Source organism: Streptomyces massasporeus, assembly GCF_014648995.1.
GTDB classification, from domain to species: Bacteria; Actinomycetota; Actinomycetes; order Streptomycetales; family Streptomycetaceae; genus Streptomyces; species Streptomyces massasporeus.
On record NZ_BMSE01000011.1, the window covers coordinates 129,367 to 151,352 of the forward strand.

The 21,986-nt window shown below is 72.4% G+C and carries 14 protein-coding genes; 5 read left to right on the plus strand and 9 right to left on the minus strand.

Annotation, left to right across the window (positions count from 1 at the left end):
• The first annotated feature begins 100 nt into the window (after positions 1-100).
• A complete protein-coding gene (locus IE153_RS23925) occupies positions 101-1,720 on the plus strand; it encodes an acyl-CoA synthetase (RefSeq protein ID WP_189591868.1) in 1,620 nt (539 codons plus the stop codon).
• A gap of 114 nt (positions 1,721-1,834) precedes the next feature.
• On the plus strand, positions 1,835-3,682 hold the full coding sequence (locus IE153_RS23930) for an alkaline phosphatase family protein (RefSeq protein ID WP_189591869.1): 1,848 nt from the start codon (positions 1,835-1,837) through the stop codon (positions 3,680-3,682).
• Here the strand turns inward: IE153_RS23930 and IE153_RS23935 are convergent.
• From IE153_RS23935 to IE153_RS23945, 3 genes are all read right to left on the minus strand, one after another.
• On the minus strand, positions 3,654-4,376 hold the full coding sequence (locus IE153_RS23935; protein WP_189591870.1) for an alpha/beta fold hydrolase: 723 nt from the start codon (positions 4,374-4,376) through the stop codon (positions 3,654-3,656). The two genes, IE153_RS23930 and IE153_RS23935, sit on opposite strands and share 29 nt — an antisense overlap.
• A gap of 72 nt (positions 4,377-4,448) precedes the next feature.
• Positions 4,449-5,282 (minus strand): alpha/beta fold hydrolase, encoded by an 834-nt coding sequence (locus IE153_RS23940; RefSeq protein ID WP_189591871.1) that lies wholly within the window; start codon positions 5,280-5,282, stop codon positions 4,449-4,451.
• A 60-nt stretch (positions 5,283-5,342) separates the two neighbouring features.
• A complete protein-coding gene (locus IE153_RS23945) occupies positions 5,343-6,845 on the minus strand; it encodes an acyl-CoA synthetase (protein WP_189591872.1) in 1,503 nt (500 codons plus the stop codon).
• A gap of 189 nt (positions 6,846-7,034) precedes the next feature.
• Between IE153_RS23945 and IE153_RS23950 the strand changes: the two genes are divergently transcribed.
• On the plus strand, positions 7,035-9,461 hold the full coding sequence (locus IE153_RS23950; RefSeq protein WP_189591873.1) for a penicillin acylase family protein: 2,427 nt from the start codon (positions 7,035-7,037) through the stop codon (positions 9,459-9,461).
• A gap of 41 nt (positions 9,462-9,502) precedes the next feature.
• Here the strand turns inward: IE153_RS23950 and IE153_RS23955 are convergent, their stop codons facing one another.
• The 3 genes from IE153_RS23955 to IE153_RS23965 form a co-directional block, all read right to left on the minus strand.
• Positions 9,503-10,765, minus strand: a complete 1,263-nt coding sequence (locus tag IE153_RS23955; protein ID WP_189591874.1) for a DUF418 domain-containing protein — start codon at positions 10,763-10,765, stop codon at positions 9,503-9,505.
• Between the two features lie 111 nt (positions 10,766-10,876).
• Positions 10,877-12,427, minus strand: coding sequence for an acyl-CoA synthetase (locus tag IE153_RS23960; protein WP_189591875.1), 1,551 nt, complete (start codon positions 12,425-12,427; stop codon positions 10,877-10,879).
• A complete protein-coding gene (locus tag IE153_RS23965) occupies positions 12,424-13,536 on the minus strand; it encodes an NAD(P)H-dependent flavin oxidoreductase (RefSeq protein WP_189591876.1) in 1,113 nt (370 codons plus the stop codon). Before IE153_RS23965 ends, IE153_RS23960 begins: the two co-directional genes overlap by 4 nt.
• A 159-nt stretch (positions 13,537-13,695) precedes the next feature.
• Here IE153_RS23965 and IE153_RS23970 point away from each other — a divergent pair, with 159 nt between their 5' ends.
• The gene (locus IE153_RS23970) at positions 13,696-15,477 is read left to right on the plus strand and encodes a serine hydrolase domain-containing protein (RefSeq protein ID WP_189591877.1); all 1,782 of its coding nucleotides are present in this window, start codon (positions 13,696-13,698) and stop codon (positions 15,475-15,477) included.
• Between the two features lie 4 nt (positions 15,478-15,481).
• On the opposite strand, the gene IE153_RS23975 is transcribed toward IE153_RS23970, so the two are convergent.
• The 3 genes from IE153_RS23975 to IE153_RS23985 form a co-directional block, all read right to left on the minus strand.
• The gene (locus IE153_RS23975) at positions 15,482-17,059 is read right to left on the minus strand and encodes a phytoene desaturase family protein (RefSeq protein ID WP_189591878.1); all 1,578 of its coding nucleotides are present in this window, start codon (positions 17,057-17,059) and stop codon (positions 15,482-15,484) included.
• Between the two features lie 62 nt (positions 17,060-17,121).
• Positions 17,122-19,353: a serine/threonine-protein kinase gene (locus tag IE153_RS23980; protein ID WP_189591879.1), complete on the minus strand. Its 2,232-nt coding sequence runs from the start codon at positions 19,351-19,353 to the stop codon at positions 17,122-17,124.
• A gap of 61 nt (positions 19,354-19,414) precedes the next feature.
• Positions 19,415-20,263 (minus strand): oxygenase MpaB family protein, encoded by an 849-nt coding sequence (locus IE153_RS23985; RefSeq protein ID WP_229829134.1) that lies wholly within the window; start codon positions 20,261-20,263, stop codon positions 19,415-19,417.
• Positions 20,264-20,469: 206 nt separating this feature from the next.
• Here IE153_RS23985 and IE153_RS23990 point away from each other — a divergent pair, with 206 nt between their 5' ends.
• Positions 20,470-21,981, plus strand: coding sequence for an ABC transporter substrate-binding protein (locus IE153_RS23990; protein ID WP_189591881.1), 1,512 nt, complete (start codon positions 20,470-20,472; stop codon positions 21,979-21,981).
• Positions 21,982-21,986: the final 5 nt, after the last annotated feature.

A 21,986-nucleotide genomic window follows, 5' to 3' on the forward strand; every position in this document is an offset into this window, starting at 1 on the left:
GTCAGATTCTTTCGCGCGGGCCCTTCACAGTTGGACCGCCCTTTGCTCTGATGACCGGCGAACCGTCCGATACCAGGCACGCCCGGGGTCAGGAGGAGCGGTGGAGTACAACCTTGCCGACCTGTTCGAGTCGGTCGTCGACGTCGTTCCCGGCCGTGAGGCGCTGGTGTACGCCGACCACCCGGGCACGGGCGCGGAGCGCCGCCTGACGTACGCGGAGCTCGACGCGGCGGCCGACCGCGTCGGCCACCATCTGCTCGACAGCGGGATACGGCCCGGCGAGCACCTCGGGCTCCACCTCTACAACGGTGTGGAGTACCTGCAGACGGTGCTCGGCTGCCTGAAGGCGCGGATCGTTCCCGTCAACGTCAACTACCGCTACGTCGAAGAGGAGTTGGTGTACCTCTACCGGGACGCGGACCTGGCGGCGCTGGTCTTCGACGCGGAGTTCACCGACCGGGTGGCCGCGGCGCGGCCCCGGGCCGAGAAGCTGCGGCATCTGATCCGGGTGGGGGATCCGGCGCCGGGGGCGGCGGAGATCGCCTGTGTGGAGTTCGCACAGGTGGAGGCCCTGGGGGCGCCCGGGCGGGGTTTCCCGGCCCGCTCGGCCGACGACCAGTTCATCATCTACACCGGGGGCACGACCGGCATGCCCAAGGGGGTGATGTGGCGGCAGGAGGACCTCTTCTTCGCGGGCCTCGGCGGCGGTGCCCCGACCGGTGAACCGGTGAAGAAGCCGGAGGAGCTGGCGGAGCGGGTCGCGGCCGGCGGTGCGGGGATCACCTTCTTCCCGACCGCTCCGCTGATGCACGGCACCTCCACCCTCACCGCGTTCATCGGCTTCAACTTCGGGCAGCGGGTGGTGATCCACCGCAAGTTCGTGCCCGAGGAGGTGCTGCGGACCGTGGAGAAGGAGAGGGTCAGCAGCATCTCGCTGGTGGGCGACGCGATGCTGCGGCCGCTGATCGACGCGCTGAGCGGACCGCTGCGGCACATCGACCGCTCGTCGCTGTTCAGTGTGTCGTCGTCCGGCGCGATCATGTCGGACACGGTGCGCAGGCAGTTCCGGGAGCTGGTGCCGAACGCCATGCTGCTGAACAACTTCGGCTCCTCGGAGTCGGGCTTCAACGGGACGGCGACCGAGGACTCCGGCCCGGAGCGGGGCTTCCGGGTGCGGGTCAACGCCCGCACCCAGGTGGTCGACCCGGCCACCCGCGAGCCGGTGGCGGCCGGCGAGGTGGGCCGCGTCGCCCAGTGCGGACACGTGCCGCTCGGCTACTACAACGACCCGGCCAAGACCGCCGCGACCTTCTTCGAGAAGGACGGCGAGCGCTGGGTGCTGCTCGGCGACATGGCCACCGTCGACGAGGAGGGCGTGGTCACCGTCCTCGGCCGTGGCTCGCAGTGCATCAACACCGGCGGCGAGAAGGTGTACCCGGAGGAGGTCGAACAGGCCCTCAAGTCCCATCCGGACGTCTACGACGCGCTGGTGGCCGGGGTGCCGGACGCCCAGTGGGGCCACCATGTGGCGGCCGTGGTCCAACTGCGCGCGGGCGCGGCGCCGCCCTCGCTCCAGGACATACAGACCCACTGCCGCGACCGGCTCGCCGGATACAAGATCCCGCGCCAGCTGGTGATCACGGAGTCGATCCAGCGGTCGCCGAGCGGCAAAGCGGACTATCGGTGGGCGCGCGAGGTGGCGGTGACGGCGGGCGGGTGAATCTCCGGCCGCACCGTTGAACCTAAGGTGACGTGCGGACGTACTGGTGGTGGCGGGCTCGCTCACCCGAGCTCCGTTCGCCATGCCAGCAAGACCGCACGGAAGGACCACCGGGTGTCGCTCTTCACTCGCTCCCGTCAGCTTTCGGACACGACCGAGAGCGGGGCGGAACCGGATGACGACACCGGTACGGCGGAACCGGAGGGGGGCACCGGTACGGCGGGACCGGAGGGCGGGACCGGTGCGGCGGACGCCCCGGAGAGTGCCACTCCGGCACAGCGGACCGCATCCGCGCCGTCGCCGACGACCAAGCCCGGCTGGTTCGGCTGGCGGCGCCGCTACCCCCGGACGGCGCGGGGCGTCTCCGTCGGTACGACCGTGCTGGCCGGTGCCCTGGTGCTGTTCGCGCTGCTCGTGCCGAACCGGATCGAGCGCATCGAGTTCGCGTCGTTCGTCCGCATCCCCGCCGAGGGCGTGCTGCTCGCCGGGCTGCTGCTCGCGCTGCCGTCGAAGCCCCGACGCATCACGGCGGTCGTCACGGGCGTGTTCCTGGGCCTGCTCACGGTGCTGAAGTTCGTCGACATGGGCTTCTACCAGATCCTGGCCCGGCCCTTCGACCTGGTCCTCGACTGGATCCTGATCGAGAACGGCACGGACTTCCTGAGGGAGACGTTCGGCCGCACCGGCCAGGTGCTGGCCGTGACCGGCGTGATCGTCCTGTTCGTCGCCCTGCTCGTCCTCACGACGCTCGCGGTGGTGCGGCTGACGAACCTGATGGTCCGGCACCGGCCCGCCGCCGGCCGCACGGTCCTGATCCTCGGCACGGCGTGGATCACCTGCATGACCCTGGGGGTGGAGATCGGTACCGTGCCGGTCGCCACGAAGGGCAACGCCGAGTTCCTGGGCAACCGGGTGGAGCAGGTGCGTGCGGGGCTCGCGGACGCCCGGGTCTTCGAGAAGCAGGCCTCGGTGGACGCCTTCGCGAAGACGCCGCCCGACCAGCTGCTCACGGGGCTGCGCGGCAAGGACGTCCTGTTCACCTTCATCGAGAGCTACGGCAGGGTCGCGATCGACGACCCGGCGATGGCGCAGCAGACCGACGCCGTGCTCAAGGAGGGCACCGGCAGGCTGAAGGCGGCCGGGTTCGAGTCGCGCAGCGGCTGGCTGCAGTCGCCGGTGACGGGCGCGGGCAGCTGGCTGGCCCACTCGACGTTCCTGTCCGGGCTGTGGATCAAGAACCAGCAGCGGTACCGCAGTCTCACCACGAGCGATCGCATGACGCTGACGAACTACTTCGGCAAGACCGGGGCCTGGCGGACCGTCGGCGTCGTGCCGGGTGTGCGGCGGGCCTGGCCGGAGGGCAAGTACTTCGGCCTGGACCACATCTACGACTCCGAGCACCTCGGCTACCACGGCCCGTACTTCAGCTGGACGCCCGTGCCCGACCAGTTCAGCATGGAGGCCTTCGAGCGGCTGGAGCACGGCAAGAAGGACCGCGAGCCGATCATGGCGGAGATCATCCTGGCCTCCAGCCACAACCCCTGGTCCCCCATCGCCCACATGATCGACTGGAACGACCTCGGCGACGGCTCGGTGTTCCACCGGATCAAGAAGGAGGGCACCAACCCCACGGAGGTCTGGAAGGACCCGGAGAAGGTGCGTGCCGAGTACCGCAAGGCCATCGAGTACTCGATCCGCAGCCTCACCGAGTGGGTCGAGCGCTACGGCGACGACGACACGGTGCTGGTCTTCCTCGGTGACCACCAGCCGGTGCCGACCGTCACCGCCGGGGACACCGGCAAGGACGTGCCAGTGACGATCGTCGCCCACGACAAGAAGGTCCTGGACCGGGTCGCCGACTGGGGCTGGACGGACGGTCTCAAGCCGGCCGAGAACGCGCCGCGGTGGGGCATGGACAAGTTCCGAGACCGCTTCATGACGGCGTACGGGCCGCAGGGCTGAGGAACTCCGCCACGGCCGCGAGGAACTCCTTCGGCCGGGTCTCGTGCACGAGATGCCCCGCGTCGAGGGTGACGTGCCGTGCGTCGGGGAGCAGTTCGGCGAACGCGGCGATCTGCTCCTGCGGGATCGGGCTGCTCGGCCCGCCACCGATCAGCAGCGTGGGCATGGTGATCCGGCCCATGTGGTCCCACCACATGGGATTCGGTGCGTTGCGCTGTTCGTCGGTGGCGAGGATCATCGCCCAGTCGTACGGGGTCTCCACGCTGGGCCGTTCGGCGGGTGGGCGCGGCGGGTCCAGCGGGAAGGGCGCGGGCACGTCCTCCAGGACGAGCCGTCGCACGAGCCCGGGACTGCGCTGGGCAAGCAGGTAGGCGACCGCGCCGCCGAGCGAGTGGCCCACGACGTCGGCGCGGTCGATGCCGAGCACGCCGAGGAGGGCGTGGATGTCGTCGCGCATGGTCTCGTACGCGTATCCGCCGGGCCGGTCGCTCCGGCCGTGTCCGCGCAGATCGGGCGCGTACACACGGCGGGGTCCGGCGGGCCCGGTGGCCAGGGCCGGGGCGATCGACGCCCAGTCGGCGCCGTCGGCCCCGCGGGCGTGCAGCAGGACGAGAGGCTCCGCGTCCCGCGGTCCCCAGACGCGGTAGGCCTGCGTGATGCCGTTCGCCTGCGCGGTGCGCGGTGCTGTGTCCATGCCGGGCACGGTAGGCGAAGCGTGCCCGGGAGCCGCGTCCGCTCTGCCGACAGCAGAGGCGCGCGTCCGTGGTCAGGAGAAGAAGGCGGCCACCCGCCGCGTGAACCCTTGCGGGTCGTCGAGCCACGGGTAGTGACCCGCTCCCGGCTGCACCGCGAACTCGGCCGCCGGGAAGGCGTCCGCGGCACGCCGGGCGAGCGCCGGAGTCGGACCGCCGTCGACCTCACCGGCCAGGACGAGCACGGGAGTTCTCACCCGGGCCAGCGCACTCCGCGTCTCGGCAGGGTCGTAGGCGCCGTCGCCACCGTAGACATCCGCCGCGTCGTCGTTGGTCTCGGTCTCCTCGCGGTCGGCGTGGGCCCGGGCGGTGTCGTCCCAGCGCCCGTGGAAGAACGGGAGGAACACCGGATCAAAGCCACCGGTGCCGTCCAGCCAGGCCTCGAACGCCGGGAACGCATCCGGGAACCAGGGTTCCGACGCCCGCAGTCGTGCCGCCGCCAGCCGGTCCGCGGCCGTGGCCGGCAGCCCCAGCGCCCACGGGGTGGCGGTGACCAGGGCCAGCCGTCCCAGCCGCTCCGGATGGCGGGCCGCGTACAGCATGGCCAGGCTGCCGCCCGCCGAGTGCGCGAGCACGTCCATCCGCTCCAGGCCCAGATGGCGCCGCAGCGCCTCGACGTCGTCCACGAGCCGGTCGCAGCGGTACGTCCCGGGATCCGCGGGCTTCTCGGACTCCCCCGTGCCGCGCAGGTCGAGGAGTACCAACCGCCGGTGGACGTCCAGTCCGCCCAGGTCTCCCAGGTAGGCGGAGGCCCGCATGGGCCCTCCGGGCAGCACGACGAGCGGCTCGCCCTCACCGCGCAGGTGGAAGGCCAGCCGGGTCCCGTCCGGGGCACTGAAGATCGGCATGGCGTCGATCCTGGCGTCCGGAGCCGGGCCGGCACAACCCGGTTCTCCGGCCCGTGCGCGCTACCCGTTCCCGAGGTCGTTCCTCAGTTCCCGCTTGAGGATCTTCCCGCTGGCGTTGCGCGGGAGTCCGTCCACGAACACCACGCGCTTGGGGGCCTTGAAGGGGGCGAGTCGTTCGCGGACGTGGTCGATCAGTTCCGTCTCCGAGACCTCGCCGCGCGGGACGACCACGGCGGTCACCGCCTCGATCCAGCGCTCGTCCGGCAGGCCCACCACCGCGGCCTCGGCGACGCCGGGGTGGGTGTACAGGGCGTCCTCGACCTGGCGTGAGGCGATGACGACACCGCCGGAGTTGATGACGTCCTTGACCCGGTCGACGATCGTGAAGTAGCCGTGCGCGTCGCGTACGGCGAGGTCGCCGGAGCGGAACCAGCCGTCGCGGAAGGCCTCGGCGGTCTCCTCGGGCTTGTCCCAGTAGCCCTCGCACAGTTGGGGGGAGCGGTAGACGATCTCGCCGGGGGTGCCGTCGGGGACGTCCTTGCCGTCCTCGTCGACCACACGGGCGTCGACGAACAGGACGGGCCGGCCGCAGGAGTCCAGGCGGCCCTTGTGTTCGCCGGGTGCGAGAACCGTGGCCAGCGGGCCGATCTCACTCTGCCCGAAGCAGTTGTAGAAGGCCAGGTCGGGCAGGCGTTCCCGCAGCCGTTCGAGTACCGGGACCGGCATGATCGACGCGCCGTAGTACGCCTTGCGCAGGCCGCTCAGGTCGCGGGTGGGGAAGTCGGGGCGGTGGGACAGGGCGATCCAGACGGTGGGCGGCGCGAAGAGGCTGTCCGCGCGGCCCGCCTCGATCAGGTCGAAGAGCCGGTCGCCGTCGGGTGCGTCGAGGATGATGTTCGTCGCGCCGACGGCGAGGTAGGGCAGCAGGAAGACGTGCATCTGCGCCGAGTGGTACAGCGGCAGGGAGTGCGCGGGGCGGTCGCCCGCACTGAGGTCGAGGGCGGTGATGGCGCTCAGGTACTCGTGCACCAGGGCCCGGTGCGTCATCATCGCGCCCTTGGGCAGGGCGGTCGTCCCGGACGTGTACAGCAGTTGCACCAGGTCCTCGGTGCGCGGCTCGGGTCCGTCGTACGCGGGCGCCTGCGGCAGCCGTGCGAGCAGCGAGTCGTCCGCGTCCCGCAGCGCCAGCGTCCGCACGTCGTCCGGAAGTCGTGCGGCCAGGTCCGGGTCGGTGAGGACCAGGGCGCTGCCGGACTGGCCGACGATGTAGGCGAGGTCGTCGCCGGTCAGGTTCTGGTTGACGGGGACGTGCACCAGACCCGCGCGAGCGCAGGCGAGGAAGGCGATCAGGTAGGCGTCGGAGTTGTGGCCGTAGGCACCGACCCGCTCCCCGCGCCTCAGCCCCTGGTCGAGGAGGACACTCGCCGCGCGGGAGACGGCGGTGTCGAGTTCGTCGTACGTCCAGGTCCGTTGGGCGTACTCCACCGCGACGCGCGCCGGTGTGCGCCGGGCGCTGCGCCGCAGGACTCCGTCGACCGTGCTGCCTTGTCCGGGCGTCGTCATGACACATGATCCTCGGTTCACCGACCGATGAGGTCAAGGACCTCGGGCAGGGCGGGAGCCGGGGCCGGGCGAAGGAGCCCCGAGCAACCCTGCCGCCGCCGACGGCGTCCGCTGTCATGAAACCGACGGACGTTCGAATCAGGTTCGTACACTCGACACTCCTTTCCCTCGACGATGTTGGAGGGCACGATGCGCAGTCGTCTGAGACGACTTGTCCTCGGGGCCACGGCCCTGTTCACCGCCGCGTCCGCGTTACCCGCGGCGGCCGCCACGACCGAGCAGCGAGCAGAGCAGCACCCTTCCCGCGACGGCATGTCCGCCGTCATCCGCTACACCGAGTACGGCATTCCGCACATCCTCGCGAAGAACTACGCGGACCTGGGCTTCGGTACGGGCTGGGCGCAGGCGGCCGACGAGGTGTGCACGCTCGCCGACGGCTTCGTGACCCTGCGGGGCGAGCGGTCCCGGTACTTCGGCGCCGACGCGCCCGCCGGCGGCGACCTCTCGGCGGCCAGGACGAACCTCGCCAGCGACCTGTACTTCCGCGGGGTCCGCGAGAGCGGCACCGCGGAGAAGCTGCTCGCCGAGCGGGCGCCCGTGGGGCCGAGCCGTGAGGTCCGGAACATGATGCGGGGCTGGGCCGCCGGTTACAACGCATGGCTGAAGCAGAAGAAGGTCACGGATCCGGCCTGCGCGGGCGCCTCCTGGGTCCGGCCGGTCACCGAGCTGGACGTGGCGGCCCGTGGCCTGGCCATCGCCTCGATATCCGGCGAGGGGCGGTTCGTGGACACGATCACCGCGGCGCAACCGCCGGCCGCAGGCACGGCCGTCTCCGGTGCTCCGTCCGCCCGCACGCCCGGCGCGAAGGCCGTGGCGAAGGCGGCGGACGAGCTGTGGGGTGACCCCGGCATGGGCTCCAACGCGGTCGCCTTCCGCGGTGACCGGGCGGCGAACGGCCGCGGCCTGCTGCTGGGCAACCCTCACTACCCGTGGGACGGCGGGCGCCGGTTCTGGCAGTCGCAGCAGACGATCCCGGGCGAGCTGAACGTGTCCGGCGGCTCCCTGCTCGGCACCCCGGCGATCTCCATCGGGTTCAACGCACATGTGGCGTGGAGCCATACCGTCTCCACCGGCATCCCGGCCAACTTTCACCAGCTGACGCTCGATCCGGCCGATCCCACGACATACCTCGTGGACGGCAGGCCGGAACGCATGAAGAAGCGGACCGTGACGGTCTCCGTGAAGGACGGCGCACCGGTCACCCGCACCCAGTGGTGGACCCGCTACGGCCCCGTCGTCACTTCCCTCAGTCCCCAGGTCCCGCTGCCGTGGACCGGGAGGACGGCGTACGCCCTCAACGACCCGAACGCAGCGAACCTGCGCTTCGCCGACACCTCGCTCGGCTTCAGCAAGGCGCGCGGCACGGGCGACGTCCTCGCCTCGCTCGACCGGCACCAGGGCATCCCCTGGGTGAACACGATCGCCGCCGACCGTGCGGGGCACTCCCTCTACACCCAGTCCCAGGTACTTCCCCGCGTCACCGACGAGTTGGCCGGGCGCTGCTCGACGGAACTCGGCAGGACCACGTATCCGGCGTCCGGGATCGCGATCCTCGACGGCTCACGCGGCGACTGCGCGCTCGGCAGCGACCCCGGCGCCGTCGTGCCGGGGATCTTCGGTCCGTCGAGGATGCCGACGCTGAAGGACGCCCCCTACGCGGAGAACTCCAACGGCACCGCGTGGATGACCAATGCCGACCGGCCGCTCACCGGATACGAGCGGATCTTCGGCACGGTGGGCACCCAGCTCGGCCTGCGCACCCGGGGCGCGATCGAGGACGTGGCGGCGATGGCGGACCGCGGCGGCCTGACCGTACGGGACCTGCAACGGCAGCAGTTCGCCAACCGGGTGCCCGCCGGTGATCTCGCCGGCGGGGACGTGGCACGGGCGTGCGCCGCACTGCCCGGCGGTACGGCGACGGGCAGCGACGGCAAGGCCGTCGATGTGTCCGGCGCCTGCGGCGTGCTGAAGGCGTGGGACCGCACCATGGACACCGGCAGCCGGGGAGCGCTGCTCTTCGACCGGTTCTGGCGCAGGCTCGAACAGGCCGTGCCTGCCGACCGGTTGTGGAAGGTGCCGTTCTCGGCGGCGGACCCGGTCCGCACCCCGAACACCCTGAACACGGACGCTCCCGGCTTCCCCACCGCTCTCGCCGACACGGTCGCCGAGCTGCGGGGCGCGGGCATCGCGCTCGACGCGCCGCTCGGCGCGCACCAGTTCGTCGTTCGCGACGGGCAGCGCCTGCCGGTGCCGGGTGGCGCGGGCCGGCTCGGCGTGTGGAACGTGATCGAGCCGACGTGGGACGCGGCCGGCGGCGGCTACACGGAGGTGCCCTTCGGCAGCAGCCATCTGCAGGCGGTCGGCTGGGACGGCAGCCGCTGCCCGGTGGCGCGCACGCTGCTGACGTACTCGCAGTCGTCGAACCCGAAGTCGCCGCACTTCGCCGATCAGACGCGGCTGTTCTCCGGTGAGAAGTGGGTGGCGTCGCGCTTCTGCGAGAAGGACATCATGTCCTCGCCGAAGCTGAAGGTCGTGCGGGTGCACGAGCGCCGCTGACGGTGGGCGTGGGGTGCCGTCCCGTGGGGCGGCACCCTCGGTCATGCTCGGCGGGAGCCGTACATCAGCCGCCGCAGCACCACTTCGGCCGGGCCCCGGCGGCCGGCCCGTTCCAGGGCGTACGCTCCCGCGACCGTGACCAGCCAGACGGTGAGGGCGAAGAGCGCCATGGTCGCGCTGCTCAGGTGCTCGCCCAGGCCGAGCCCCCAGGCAGCCAGTACGGGGGCGAAGAGCAGGGAGTGGGCGAGGTAGCAGGACAGGGAGCGCTTGCCGACGGAGGCCACGGCCGTCACCACCACAGTGGTGACACGCCCGCGGCGCCGGGTGGTCCACCGGTGTGCGACGAGGGCGACGGCCGCGACGTAGCCGAGGCCCGCGGCGTTGCCGGTGATGTCGCGCAGGACCATGAGCGCCCCGCTGTCGCTCTGCATCTCGTCCGTCACGTGCAGGACGCCGATGTGGGCGAGGGCGGCGGGCAGCGCGCCGAGCCAGCCGACGGCGATGCCGAGTACGGCCGTCCGGCGCAGCAGCGTGCGGTGGTCGCCGGGTTCCTCCAGGACGCGGCGGCGGGCGGCCCAGAAGCCGAGCAGGAAGATGACGTACCCGCCGGCGACGAGGGTCAGCGAGGCGGCGACGAAGGTGACGAACAGGCCCGTCTCCAGCCGTATGCCCGCCGCGGTGAGCCAGTCGCCCTCGTCCGGCGCGAAGGCCTTGAAGCCCGGTTCGGCCCCGGTGTCGCCGAACGTGCCCAGCTCGCCGCGGAGCAGGGCCGCGAGGGCGGGTCCGGCCGAGACGAGCAGGAGCAGGGCGATACCGGCCCTGATCCACCACTTCAGGGCACGTTCGCCGCGCCGCAGGAAGGCCGGGCCGAGGACGAGGCTCAGGACGCCGTAGAAGCCGATGATGTCCCCCGCCATCAGCAGGGTGGCGTGCGTCAGGCCGATGACGATCAGCCAGAGGCTGCGCCTGCGCAGGACCTTCGCCACGGCGCGGCCGTCGGTGCCGGCGGCGGTCTGGCGGAGGTAGAGCTGCATCATGCCGTAGCCGAAGAGGAACGCGAAGAGCGGGTAGACCCGCAGGTCCAGCACGATGATCATGGTGAACTGCGCGGCGTGGTCGACCCAGGAGCCGTCCACGGGCTGCCATCCGGAGGGTCCGCGCCGGGCCGCCCAGAGGTGGAAGGCGGTGTTGGACAGCACGATGCCCAGCAGCATGATCCCGCGGGCGAGATCGGGGGCGAGTGCCCGCTCGCCCTGCCGTGCGTCGCCCCGCCGCAGCGGTCCCTGTTCGGACGCGATCGTCATGCCTCGACGCTAGGAAGGCGGGGGCCGGCCGGGTATCGGCCGGAGGGCGAGCAAGGGCCGACCAAAGGATGACGCCCGCCCTCTGTCCAGCGACCAAAGCCGCGTGCCGCCTCACACCGGTCGCGTCCGGCCCTCCCAGTACGGCTCCCGCAGCCGCCGCTTGTACAGCTTGCCGTTGGGGTCACGGGGCATCTCGGCGATGAAGTCGACGGACCTGGGCCGCTTGTACCCGGCGAGCCGGTGGGCGCAGTGGTCGAGGAGGTCGGCCGCGAGGGCGGGCCCGGGCCGGTGGCCGGGGGCCGGTTCCACGACCGCCTTGACCTCCTCGCCCCAGTCGTCGTGCGGGATGCCGAAGACGGCGGCGTCCGCGACGGCCGGGTGGGCGAGCAGAGCCGACTCGATCTCGGCCGGGTAGATGTTGACCCCGCCGGAGATGATCAGGTCGATCTTGCGGTCGCGCAGGAAGAGGTAGCCGTCCTCGTCGAGGTGTCCGAGGTCGCCGACGGTGAAGAAGTCGCCGATGCGGTTCTTGCGGGTCTTGGCCTCGTCCTTGTGGTACGAGAAGCCGCCGGTGTTCATCTTCATGTAAACGGTGCCGAGTTCACCGGGCGGCAGCCGGTTGCCGTCGTCGTCGAAGATCGCGAGCTCGCTGATGGGCCAGGCCTTGCCGACGGTACCGGGCTTCTTCAGCCAGTCCTCGGCGGTGGCGAAGGCGCCGCCGCCCTCGCTGGCGGCGTAGTACTCCTCCACACAGGGCCCCCACCAGTCGAGCATGGCCCGCTTCACGTGGTCGGGGCAGGGCGCGGCCCCGTGGATGGCGTGCCGCATGGAGGAGACGTCGTAGCGGTCCTTCACCTCGCCGGGCAGGGCCAGCAGGCGGTGGAACTGGGTGGGGACCATATGGGTGTGGGTGCAGCCGTGGGCGTCGATGAGGCGGAGCATCTCCTCGGGCGTCCACTTGTCCATGAGGACCAGCCGGTGGCCGATGTGCAGGGACGCGCCGGCGAACTGCAGGACGGCCGTGTGGTAGAGCGGCGAGCAGACCAGGTGCACGTTGTCGTCGAACGGCCGGATGCCGAAGATGCCGAGGAACCCGCCGAGGTACGCCTCCTCCGGCGGTTTGCCGGGCAGCGGGCGGCGGATGCCGCGGGGGCGTCCGGTGGTGCCGGAGGTGTAGTTCATGACCCAGCCGAGGGTGCGGTCCACGGGCGCCGACTCGGGTCGGCCGTCGAGGAGTTCGGCGTACGGGCGGAATCCCTCGACCGTGCCCACGGCGTACCGGTGGGTGCCCGGCAGGCCGGCCTCGTCGGCGGCGGCGCGGGCCGCGTCGGCGAAGCGCTCGTGGGCGAGGAGCACCTTGGCGCCGGAGTCGGAGACGATCCAGGCGATCTCCGGTCCGACCAGGTGGTGGTTGACGGGGACGAGGTAGAACCCGGCCTGACTGGCGGCGAGATAGGCGGTGAGGAACTCGACGCCGTTGGGCAGGACCACGGCGAAGGTGTCGCCGCGTCGCAGCCCGGCATCGCGCAGGCCGTGCACGAGCCGGTTGGCGGCGGCGTGCAGGCGTCCGGCGGTCCACTCCTCGCCGTCGGGTGCGACGAGCACCTTCCGGTCGGGGTGCTGTGCGGCCTGGGCCCAGAAGCCCACGGGGGGTGTGCTCACGACTGTCCGCTCCTTCCGGCGATGCGGTTGACGCGGTCCACGGCCTGCTCGAAGCCGCGGGTGAGGTCGTCGAAGACGGCCTGGACGCTGCGTTCGCTGTTCATCCGGCCGACGATCTGGCCGACCGGGGTGCCGAGCAGCGGGTCGACCTCGTACTTCTGGATGCGCGAGACGGCCTCGGCGACCAGCAGCCCTTGCAGGGGCATGGGCAGGGTGCCGGGCCCGGCCGCGTCGTCCCAGGCGTCGGTCCACTCGGTGCGCAACTGGCGTGCCGGTTTGCCGGTCAGGGCACGGGAGCGGACGGTGTCGCCGGAGCCGGCCGCGAGGAGTTTGCGGGTCAGGGCGGGCGAGTGGAGGTCCGCTTCCGTGGTGGTCAGCCACAGGGAGCCGAGCCACACGCCTTGGGCGCCGAGGGCGAGCGCGGCGGCCACCTGCTGTCCGCTGCCGATGCCGCCGGCGGCCAGGACGGGCATCGGGGCGACGGCGTCGACGACCTCGGGGGTGAGCACCATGGAGGCGATCTCGCCGGTGTGGCCCCCCGCCTCGTAGCCCTGCGCCACGACGATGTCGATCCCGGCGTCCCGGTGCTTGCGGGCGTGCCGGGCGCTGCCCGCGAGTGCGGCGACGAGGACGTCCTGGTCGTGGGCGCGGGCGACGACGTCGGCGGGCGGGGAGCCGAGGGCGTTGGCGACGAGCCGGATCGGGTAGTCGAAGGCGACGTCGAGCTGGCTGCGGGCGACCTGCTCCATCCAGCCGGTGATGCGCCAGCCGGCCGCCTCGCCCTCCGCGAGCTCGGGCACGCCGTGCTTGGCGAGGGTGTCCCGGACGAACTGCCGGTGCCCCTCGGGGATCATCGCCTCGACGTCGGCTTCCGTCACGCCCTCGACCTTCTTCGCCGGCATCACGACGTCCAGGCCGTACGGCCGGCCGTCGGCGTGTGCCTCGATCCAGTCCAGGTCGCGTGTGAGTTCGTCGGGGTCGGTGTAGCGGACCGCGCCGAGCACGCCGAAGCCGCCGGCCCGGCTGATGGCCGCGGCGACGGCGGGGAACGGCGTGAAGCCGAAGACGGCGTGCTCGATTCCCAGTGTCTGGCTCAGCTCCGTCTGCATGGGCGCAGGATGCCGGAGTCCCCCGGAGGACGGAAGGGGTTTTCTGATGCTCCGTCAGATTCAGGACCCGATTGGTTCCCGCGTGCGGTCTATGGGCGAAGGCGGGCGGCGGACATACTTCATGGGACATGCGAGTCGGCAGAGGCGAAGGGGTACGCGGTGACCGACAGAGCGGCGAGCGGCGAACTGACCCGGCGTCAACTGGGCAGAGCGGGACTGGCCCTGGGTGGTGCGCTCGCACTCGCCCCGTTGCCCGCCGGGCCCGCCGGGGCGGCCCCGGCGACGACCGGCCACCGCCCCACCCTGCGGCACGGTTCCGCCGCACGCGCCGGGCTGCTCTCCTCCCACCTGCGCCGGCTCGTCACCGACGCGGAGGCGTTCCTCGCCCCCTCCCCCAAGCACCCCTGGTACGCGGGCGCCGTCCTGCTCGCCGGACGCGGCGGCACGGTCGCCCTGCACCGGCCCATCGGCATGGCGGTGCGCTACCGGGCCTACGACGAGAAGACCGACACCGGCGTCGAGTTCCCGCCCGGCGAGCAGATCCCGATGGCCGAGGACACCGTGTTCGACCTCGCGTCGGTGTCGAAGCTGTTCACGTCGATCCTCGCCGTGCAGCAGATCGAGCGGGGCGCGCTGGAGCTGGAGGCGAGGGTCGCCTCGTACCTGCCGGACTTCTCCCGCGCGGGCAAGCAGGACATCACGATCCGCCAGCTCCTCACCCACACCTCGGGCTTCCGCGCCTGGATCCCGCTGTACAGCGCGCCCACCCATGAGGAGAAGCTCGAGCTCATCTGGAACGAGAAGCCGGTCAGCGCGCCCGGCACGGCGTACCTGTACTCGGACCTGAACCTCATCTCGCTCCAGCTCGTGCTGGAACACATCACGGGCCGCGCCCTGGACGTCCTGCTCCGGGAGGAGATCACCGCGCCGCTCGGCCTGCGCCGCACCCGCTACAACCCGCCCGCGTCCTGGCGGCCGAAGATCGCGGCCACGGAGGACGCCCGCGCCCCGTGGTCCGGCCTGGACCGGGGCCTGGTGTGGGGTGAGGTGCACGACGAGAACGCCTTCGGCCTGGGCGGCGTCGCGGGCCACGCGGGCGTGTTCTCCGACGCGTGGGACCTGGCGGTCCTCGGCCGTACCCTGCTCAACGGCGGTGTCTACGGGCGGTCCAGGATCCTGACGCCGGAGTCGGTGGAGCTGATGTTCACCGACTTCAACACCGCCTTCCCCGGGGACGAGCACGGCCTCGGCTTCGAGCTCTACCAGCACTGGTACATGGGCGCGATGGCCACGCCGCGCACCGCCGGGCACACCGGCTTCACGGGCACCTCGCTGGTGCTCGACCCGACGACGGACTCGTTCCTGGTCGTCCTCGGCAACTCGGTCCATCCGGTGCGCAGTTGGCGGTCCGGGTCGGCGCCCAGGGTGGCCGCGGCGAACACCATGGCACGGGCCGTGCCCGTCCGGCCGGCGCGGGGACGCAGAGCCTGGTTCTCCGGGATGGCGGTCTCCACCACGGCGACCCTCTCGCTCCCCGCGCTGGACACGTCCGCCGGCCGGGCCCGGCTGCGCTGCGCCCTGTGGTGGGACACCGAGCCCAAGGCCGATGCCCTGGTCCTGGAGGCCACGACCGACGGCGGCACGACCTGGCAGCCGGTGCCCTTCACGACGTCCCGCCGCGGTCAGGACCCCGAACAGCACCCGTCGGGCTCCGTCACCGGCTGGTCCGGCCGCGTCTGGCACCGGCTCACCGCCGACCTCCCGGCCGCGCGGGAGCTCGCCCTGCGCTGGCGCTACGCGACGGACCGGCTGTACGTCGGACGCGGTTGCTACGTGGACGGGCTGCGTGTGGAGGCGGGTCGAGGTGTCCTGTTCGACGAGGCGCGCCCGGCGGACGCGGCCCGTCTGAAGGCTGTGGGGTGGACGCGGGAGGCCGACTGAAGGGTCACCCGGGGCTGCTCTCCAGCACCGCCATGGCCGCGTTGTGTCCCGGGACCCCGCTGACCCCGCCCCCGCGTACCGCGCCCGCCCCGCACAGCAGCACGTTGGCATGCCCGGTCTCCACGCCCCAGCGTCCGGTGCCCTCCTGCGCGTAGGGCCAGCTCAGCTCGCGGTGGAAGATGTTGCCGCCAGGCAGGCCGAGGTCCCGCTCCAGGTCGAGCGGCGTCCTGGCCTCGATGCAGGGGCGTCCCTCGGCGTCGGTGGCCAGGCAGTCGGCGAGGGGCTCGGCCAGGTGGGCGTCGAGCTGGGCGAGGGTCGCCTTCAGCAGGTCCTCGCGCACGGCGTCGTTGTTCCGGTCGAACAGGCGGGCCGGGGTGTGCAGGCCGAAGAGGGTGAGCGTCTGATAGCCCTGCTCGGCCAGGTCGGGTCCGAGGATGGTCGGGTCGGTGAGGGAGTGGCAGTAGATCTCGGAGGGCGGCGCGGCCGGCAGGTGACCGGCGGCGGCCTGGGCGTGTGCGGTGGCCAGTTGCTCGTAGCCCTCGGCGATGTGGAAGGTGCCGGCGAAGGCCTCACGCGGGTCGACGGAGGTGTCGCGCAGCCGCGGCAGCCGCTCGAGCAGCATGTTGACCTTGAGCTGGGCGCCCTCGGCCGGTTCAGGGGCCGGGTCGCCGGTCAGGTCTGCCAGGGCCTGGGGTGAGGCGTTCACCAGGACGTGCCGGGCGGCGACGGTGCCTTCGCCGTCGGCCGTGGAAAAGGTGACTTCGGCGGTTCGGCCGTCCGTGGCGATGCGCAGCGCCTCGTGGCCGGTGGCGAGGACGGCGCCCGCCGCGCGGGCCGTGTCGGCGAGCGCGTCGGTGAGGGCTCCCATGCCGCCGACGGGAACGTCCCAGTCGCCGGTGCCGCCGCCGATCACGTGGTAGAGGAAGCAGCGGTTCTGCTTCAGGGAGGGGTCGTGTGCGTCGGCGAAGGTGCCGATGAGGGCGTCGGTGAGGACGACGCCGCGCACCAGGTCGTCCTCGAAGCGCTCCTCGACGGTGACGCCGATCGGTTCCTCGAACAGCACCCGCCAGGCTTCCTCGTCGTCAAGGCGGCGGCGCAGCTCCTCGCGGGTGGGCAGCGGCTCGGTGAGGGTCGGGAAGATCCGCTCGGCGACGCGGCCGGTCATGCCGTAGAGCTCCTGCCAGGCCCGGAACTCGCGGTCGGCGCCGGTGAGCCGGGCGAACGCCTCCCGCGTGCGCCGTTCGCCGCCGCCTACGAGAAGTCCGGTGGGCCGGCCGTCGCGCTCGGCGGGTGTGTAGGAGGAGACGGTCCGGGTGCGCACCCGGAAGTCCAGGTCGAGGTCCCGGACGATCTTCTTGGGCAGCAGGCTGACCAGGTACGAGTAGCGGGACAGCCGGGCGTCGACTCCGGCGAAGGGCCGCGTGGACACCGCCGCGCCTCCCGTGTGGTCCAGCCGCTCCAGGACGAGCACGGAACGCCCCGCCCGGGCCAGATAGGCCGCGGCGACCAGGCCGTTGTGGCCGCCGCCCACGATGACGGCGTCGTAGGTCCGGTGTGCGCGGGGTCCCTCGGGTGCGGTCATGGTTCTTGGTAACACGGGGTGATCCGGGTCGGCCAGACGGCGCCTTGCCCCTCGCCCGGGGGTCAGCGCCCCGCCGCGGCCCGCTGCTCCCGCAGCGCCGCGACTCTTCGGTACAGGGCCACGGCCTCGACGCTGCGGCCGAGCTGTTCCAGGCAGTGGGCCTCGTCGTTGCGGCTGGCGAGGGTGTCGGGGTGATCGGCGCCGAGGACGCGTTCGCGGGCGGCGGCCACGCGCCGGTACTCGGTGAGCGCGTCGGCCCAGCGGCCCAGCCAGCCGAGACCGACGGCGACCTCGCGGCAGCTGACGAGGGTGTCCGGGTGCTCGGGGCCGAGGACCTGTTCGCGCAGGGCGGCCACGTCACGGGATTCCGCGAGGGCCTCCTCCCAGCGGCCGAGCCGCCCGAGGTTGACGCAGCGGCCGTGACGGGCGCGCAGGGTCTCGGGGTGGGTGGGGCCCTGGCTGCGGGTGCGGTCCGCGGCCAGGACGCGGTAGAGGTCCAGGGCCTCCGCGCTGCGGCCGAGGCGGCCCAGGCTGATGCCGATCTCGTGCCGGGCGGCGAGGGTGTCGGGGTGGTCGGCGCCGAGGGCGCGGCCACGGGCGTCGGCGACCTCGTGGTAGGTCTCCAGGGCTTCGGCCCAACGGCCCAACTGCCCCAGGGCGTAGGCCACTTCGTAGCGGGTGACGAGGGTGTCGGGGTGGTCCGGGCCGAGCACGCGGGCGCGGGCCCGGGCCACCTCGCGGGCCATGCGGTACGAGTCCTCCAGGCGGCCGAGGCGGCTGAGGTTGAAGGCGAGGTTGTGGCGGCAGCGCAGGGTGTCGGGGTGGTCGGGGCCCATGAGCTGTTCGCGGGCGGTGAGCACCGACGTGTAGACGCGGTGGGCGTCGAAGGCGCGGCCCAGCTGGCCGAGCACGTAGGCCATCTCCTGGCGGGCGGCCAGGGTGTCGGGGTGATCGGCGCCGAGGGTGCGGATCCTGACCTCGGTGACGTGCTTGTACTCGCGCAGGGCGTCCGCGGCGCGGCCGGTGCGGCTGAGGGTGAAGGCGACCTCGTAGCGGCTGGCGAGGGTGTCGGGGTGGTCGGGGCCGAGGAGGTGCCCGCGTTCGGCGGCGACTCCCCGGTGCACCTCGCCCGCCTCCGTCCAGCGGCCGAGCCGGCCGAGGCTCAGGCCCGCGTTGTGCCGGCCGGCCAGGGCGGTCAGGACCTCCGTGGGCGGGGCGGGCCGCTCCGCGGGGGCGGGTTCCGCGACGACCGGACCGGTGGCGGGACGTGCGATCCACTCGCCGGACAGCCCCGCTGCCGGGTCCGGGGGTGTGGTGCGCAGTGCGGTGCCGGTCGCCTTGTGGCCGGTGGTCATGCCGCGGGTCCAGGACGGCAGGCGGGCCGCGCCGGCCGGTCCAGCGGGAGCCGGGCGGGCCGCCGCGACGGCGGTCACGTACGCCGGCGCGCCCCGGTGGGCGCTGATGCGGCGGGCCAGCTCGCGGGCGTCGTCGGGGCGTTGCGCGGGTTCCTTGGCGAGCAGGTCGAGGACGACGCGCTCGAAGTACTCGGGCAGTTCGGCGCGGTGCTCGCGCGGCGGGCGGGGCGGGGTGTCGCGGTGGCCGACGAGGATCGCCCAGGCGTCGCCGAGGTCGAACGGCGGTACGCCGGTGGCGATCTCGTAGAGCACGCACCCGAACGAGTAGAGGTCGCTGCGCTGGTCGACCTCGGTGCCGCTGATCTGCTCCGGGGACATGTAGTGCGGGGTGCCCATGGCGACGCCGGTGCCGGTCAGCCGGGAGGTGAAGCCGATGTCGTGCCCGAGACGGGCTATGCCGAAGTCGCAGATCTTCACGGTGCCGTCGCCGAGCCGCACGATGTTCGCGGGCTTGAGGTCCCGGTGGACGATGCCCTGTTCATGGCAGTAGGCGAGGGCGGCGGCGACCTGCTCGGCGATCTCCACGACGTCCGCAACCGGCAGCGGGTGCTGCTTGTTGTCCTCCAGGAGCTGGCTGAGGTTGCGGCCGTCCAGCAGCTCCATGACGAGGTAGAGCACACCGTCCGACTCGCCGAAGTCGTGCACGACGGTGATGCCCCGGTGCTGCAGCGCGGCGGCCACCCGGGCCTCGCGGCGGAACCGCTCCCGCAGCACCCGGGTGAAGGCGTGGTCGTGGTTCGGGCCCAGCGGTTTGAGGCACTTGACGGCGACGTGCCGGCCCAGGGACTCGTCCCGGGCCCGCCACACCTCGCCCATGCCGCCGCGCCCGATCAGATCGAGCAGCCGGTACCGGCCCTGGATGAGCCTGCTGTCCCCCATGTCGCGCGACGCTCCCCCCGGTAGCTGTCCGCCCGCCCCCTGGCACACCCAGTATGGCGGCCTATCGTCCGAGTTTGTACGGTGCCGGGCGCGCGTCGGGGCCGAGCCTCGCCATGGCCCGCAGAATGTGTTTGGGCGGGAGTTGCCAGCGCACACGTGCGGGGATGCGGCGCAGCAGGAGGCCCGCGAGGCGCAGTTGGCGGGTGACGGTGGCGGGAGCGGGGGCCGGTCTGCCGTACAACTCGTGGGCGTACGGCGGCAAGGAGGCGTACGCCAGATGCGCCACGCGCCGCCACAGCACCTCGCGCGCCGGTACGAGGAGCGGGTGCGTCGGCGGGCGGAGCAGGAAGTCGTCCACCTCGCGTGCCTCGGGTCCGGCGGCGAGGTCCGGGCGCACCTTCTCGAAGTACTCGGCCATCTCGGCCCGATCGCCCGGTACGACGTCGGGGTCGAGGCCCACGAGCCGTGCGCTCTGCCGGTGTTCGGCGACGTACCGGTCGGCCTCGGCGCCGGTGAGCCGGAACCCGGACCGGTGTGCCACGTGAAGATACGAGTCGATCTCGGCGCAGTGCACCCACATCAGCAGGGCGGGTTCGTCGACACCGTAACGCTCGCCCGTGTCCGGATCGGTCGCGGTCAGCATGCGGTGGATCCTGCGGACCCGGGCGCCGGCGCGCTCGGCGGCGTCGGTGGTGCCGTAGGTCGTCGTTCCGACGAAGCTCGCGGTGCGCATCAGCCGGCCCCAGGCGTCCCGCCGGAAGTCGGAGTTCTGCGTCACCCCGCGGACCGCACGGGGATGCAGGGCCTGGAGGTAGAGCGCCCGGACGCCCGCTATCCACATCATGGGGTCGCTGTGCAGCTGCCAGGTCACCGATTCCGGACCGAACAGCCCCGGATCCGCGTCGGTCACGCGCCTCACCTCCGCCCGGCGGAAACGATGGCACAGCCCGAACAGCAGGTCGAGAGGGCCTTCGTTCGACCCGCGACCACCCAATCGTTGAGCCTTCACCTACCCGACTGGCAGTTTGGTAAGGCTCCCCTTATATGCTGGCGTCGCCGATCAAGCCCGAACCGGGCCGCAGCGGCCAGCCCGACCGCTCCACGACAGGATCCGACATGCGCACGACCTCCCGCGGCCTCATAGCGGCGCTGGCCCTCACCCCTCTGCTGGCCGGCTGCTTCGCACCGGGCGACAGCGACGCCGGCGCGGCATCGGGCGGGCGGCTGCGGGTCGCGCTGGCCGTGCCGCCGGTGCGGGCGCTGTCCCCGTACAGCAACGACGCCACCGTGCTGAGCAAGCTGTCCGTCGCCGAGGGCCTCACCGCCCTCGACAAGAACGGCACGGCCGAGCCCGCGCTGGCGAAGTCCTGGAAGCAGGACGGTGCCACCACCTGGACCTTCGAGCTGCGCAAGGCCGAGTTCCAGGACGGCACCGAGCTCACCGCCCAGGCCGTCGTCGACGCGCTCGACCACGCCGGCACGGCCAAGCCCAAGCCCCGCGTCCTGAGCGACGTGTCACTGACCGCCAAGGCCGAGGACGCCGACACCGTCACCCTCACCACCACGTCGCCCGACCCGGTGCTGCCGCTGCGGCTGGCCAGCCCCGCGCTGGCGATCCTGTCGGCGAAGGCGTACGCGAAGGACGGCGCCGTCAGCCCCGTCGGCGCAGGCACCGGTCCGTTCGAAATCACCCGGCTGAACGGCAAGACCAAAGCCACTCTCGACCGCTTCGACGGCTACTGGGGCGGCAAGGCGAAGGCGCCCGGCATCGACGTCAGCTGGGTCGCGGACGGGACGGCCCGCGCCAACGCGTTGCGCGGCGGCGAGGCCGACATCGCCGAGTGGATCCCGACCGCCCAGGCGAAACTGCTCGACAAGAAGACCCGGCACGAGGTCCCCTCGGTGCGCACCGACAGCCTGATCCTGAACACCGGCAGCGGCCTGTTCACCGACGCCGGCCTGCGCGCCGCCGCCCGCGAGGCCGTCGACGGTTCCGCGCTGGTCGACTCCGTCTTCGGCGGCTACGCCGACCCCGCACAGGGCCTGTTCGGGCCCGCCGTCCCCTGGGCGGCCGACAAGCGCGCCGAGGTGACGGGCCGTACCAAGGCCGCGACCGCCGCCGAGGTGAAGACCGGCACCAAGGGCAGGACGCTGCGGCTGGCCACCTACACCAACCGGGCCGAGCTGCCCGAGGCCGCGGCCGTGCTCCAGCAGCAGCTGGAGAGGGCCGGGTTCACCGTGAAGCAGGACGTGCGCGAGTACACGCAGATGGAGGGCGACCTCCTCGCCGGGAAGTACGACGCCCTCGTCTTCTCCAGGGTGACGCTCCTCGACACCGGTGACGCGGTCGACTACCTCGCCAGCGACTTCACCAGCGAGGGCGTCTACAACATCGCCGGGCTGAAGAACGCCTCGGTGGACAAGGCCATCCGGGCCGCCGCCGCGGAGCGGGACACCGGGAGCCGCCAGGAGAAGATCATGCGGGCGGAGGCGGAGATCCTTCGCACCGACGCCGTGGTGCCGCTGGTCCACGAGCAGGCCGTGCAGGGCGTCGCGGCCGATGTCGAGGGCGTGATCCTCGACCCGCGCGAACGGTCCCTCATCGACGTCGACACGCACCTGAAGTAACGCGC

Coding starts and splice junctions, on each gene's coding strand:
- IE153_RS23950 (WP_189591873.1), top strand. CDS start 7,035: ATGCGCAGTCGTCTGAGACGACTTGTCCTCGGGGCCACGGCCCTGTTC.
- IE153_RS23980 (WP_189591879.1), bottom strand. CDS start 19,353: ATGGGGGACAGCAGGCTCATCCAGGGCCGGTACCGGCTGCTCGATCTG.
- IE153_RS23935 (WP_189591870.1), bottom strand. CDS start 4,376: ATGGACACAGCACCGCGCACCGCGCAGGCGAACGGCATCACGCAGGCC.
- IE153_RS23945 (WP_189591872.1), bottom strand. CDS start 6,845: ATGACGACGCCCGGACAAGGCAGCACGGTCGACGGAGTCCTGCGGCGC.
- IE153_RS23955 (WP_189591874.1), bottom strand. CDS start 10,765: ATGACGATCGCGTCCGAACAGGGACCGCTGCGGCGGGGCGACGCACGG.
- IE153_RS23990 (WP_189591881.1), top strand. CDS start 20,470: ATGCGCACGACCTCCCGCGGCCTCATAGCGGCGCTGGCCCTCACCCCT.
- IE153_RS23965 (WP_189591876.1), bottom strand. CDS start 13,536: ATGCAGACGGAGCTGAGCCAGACACTGGGAATCGAGCACGCCGTCTTC.
- IE153_RS23975 (WP_189591878.1), bottom strand. CDS start 17,059: ATGACCGCACCCGAGGGACCCCGCGCACACCGGACCTACGACGCCGTC.
- IE153_RS23940 (WP_189591871.1), bottom strand. CDS start 5,282: ATGCCGATCTTCAGTGCCCCGGACGGGACCCGGCTGGCCTTCCACCTG.